The organism is Streptomyces sparsus, from assembly GCF_054776295.1.
The window spans coordinates 1-2,201 of the sequence record NZ_BAAHCA010000826.1 but is presented as its reverse complement, the minus strand read 5'-3'; the positions used below and the strand labels follow the sequence as shown (position 1 = coordinate 2,201).

General features: G+C 73.7%; 2 protein-coding genes. Both read left to right on the top strand.

Translation table 11 applies throughout. The features are described 5' to 3' along the window. Positions 1-174: 174 nt before the first annotated feature. Positions 175-726 carry a TetR/AcrR family transcriptional regulator gene (locus tag ACYVE9_RS23870; RefSeq protein ID WP_461029958.1) on the top strand — a complete coding sequence of 184 codons (552 nt, stop codon included), beginning with the start codon at positions 175-177 and terminating at the stop codon, positions 724-726. Continuing rightward, a partial coding sequence (locus ACYVE9_RS23865) for an MFS transporter (protein WP_461029957.1) occupies positions 723-2,201 on the top strand: 1,479 nt, incomplete at its 3' end. The genes ACYVE9_RS23870 and ACYVE9_RS23865, both read left to right, overlap by 4 nt.

Here is a 2,201-nt window from a genome sequence, read left to right as displayed (position 1 = left end):
CGGCGTGCCGGGACGTCCCCTCCCACCGCGCACAGCCGGCCCGCGGGGCGCGGCAGCCCCGGACGGGCGGAGTCGGGCCGCCGTTTGCCGACGTTGAGGGTCGAGTCAGGTGCCGGCCTCCGGCCGTGCGCCCCACGTGAGACGTCACTGTCTCATATGAAATACTCTCGTCTCATGACCGTGGACCGTGAGCAGGTGCTCACCGCTGCCGCCGCCCTGCTGTCGCGCAAGGCCACCGCCTCGATGGACGAGATCGCCAAGGCCGCCGGTATCAGCCGCGCCACCCTCCACCGGCACTTCGCCGGCCGCGGCGCGCTCGTGCTCGCCCTGGGCGCGATGGGCCTGCGCCAGCTCGAGCGCGGTCTCGACGCGGCCCGCATCGAGGAGGGTGAACCGGAACAGGCCGTGCGGCGGCTGATCGAACAGGCCGTTCCGGACGCCGGGTTCCTCGCCTTCCTCTACGGCGAGAACGAGCTCGACGAGGCGGAACCCATGGCAGAGGGCTGGGGCCGCATCGACGCACGGGTCAGCGCGCTCTTCCTCCGCGGGCAGGAGCAGGGCGCCTTCCGCCCGGACCTGCCGCCGACCTGGCTCACCGAAGCCCTCTACGCCCTGGTCGCGGCCTCCGCCTGGACGGTCCAGGACGGCCGGATGGCTCCCCGTGACGCGTCCCGCATGGTCACCGAGCTGCTGCTCGGCGGCGCCCTACGGAAGGACCGGGCATGACCGCGCACCACCCCGGCGGCGAACCCCGCGCCACCGGTCGTGAGCCGGCCCCGGTGGGCACCCCCGGCGAGGACGCGGCACCGGCCGGCGCCGGACGCTGGCTGGCGCTCGCCGTGCTGGTGCTCGCCGTCCTCCTGGTCGGGGTCGACGTCACCGTGCTCGGCCTGGCGACCCCGTTCCTCAGCGAGGACCTGCACCCCTCCGGGACGCAGCTGCTGTGGATCGGTGACGTCTACTCGTTCGTCATCGCCGGCCTGCTGGTCACCATGGGCAGCCTCGGCGACCGCGTCGGACGCAAGAAGCTGCTGCTCATCGGCTCGGCCGCGTTCGGCGCCGTCTCCGTCCTGACCGCATACGCGCACAGCCCCGAGGCGATGATCGTGCTGCGGGCGCTGCTCGGCGTCGCGGGCGCCACCCTGATGCCCTCCACCCTGGCGCTCATCCGCAACCTCTTCCACGACCCCAGGGAACGCAGCCTTGCCGTCGGCATCTGGGGAGCGGCGGCCTCGGCGGGCGCCGCCGTGGGCCCGGTCGTCGGCGGACTGCTGCTGGAGCACTTCTGGTGGGGCTCGGTCTTCCTCATCAACCTGCCGGTCATGGCGGTGCTGGTGGTGGTCGGCGCCAAGGTGCTGCCCGAGTCGCGGAACCCCCGGCCGGGCCCGTGGGACCCGCTGAGCGTCGTGCTGTCCATGCTGGGCATCGTCGCGGTCGTCTACGCGGTGAAGGAGGCCGCCCTGCACGGGATGCGCGGGGACGTGCCGGCCGCCGCCACCGTGGGGGTGCTGGCGCTGTCGGTGTTCGTACGGCGGCAACTGCGGCTGCCCTCACCGCTGCTGGACATGCGGCTGTTCCGGCACCGGGGGTTCTCCGGCGCCGTGCTGGCCGACCTGCTGACCATCCTCGGCCTGTCCGGGCTGGTGTTCTTCCTCTCGCAGTTCCTCCAGATGGTCCAGCTCCGCAGCCCGCTGGAAGCCGGACTGGCCGAACTCCCCGCGGCGGTGGGAGCGGTGGCGGCCGGTCTGCTGGCCGGGACGATCGCCCGCCGCACCTCGGTGCGCGGCGCGGTCTCCACCGGGCTGGCAGCCGTGGCGCTGGCACTCGGCGCCTGCCGGTGGCTGGAGGCATCCACCGGATACTGGCTGCTCGGCGCGACCCTGCTGCTCGTCGGCGTCGGCGCCGGACTCGCCTTCACGGTGACCGCCGACGTCATCCTCTCCAGCGTTCCGAAGGAACAGGCCGGTGCCGCCTCCGCCGTCTCCGAGACCGCCTACGAGCTGGGCGCCGCGCTCGGCATCGCGCTGCTCGGCTCGATCGTCACCGGGATCTACCGCGGCTTCCCCGTGCCGGCGGGGGTGCCGGAGCAAGCCGGCGCCGACGCCCACGAGTCGCTGGGCGGCGCGGTGGACACCGCCTCCACCCTGCCGGAGGCCGCGGGACAGCAGCTGCTGGCCGCGGCACAGGAGAGCTTCACCGAG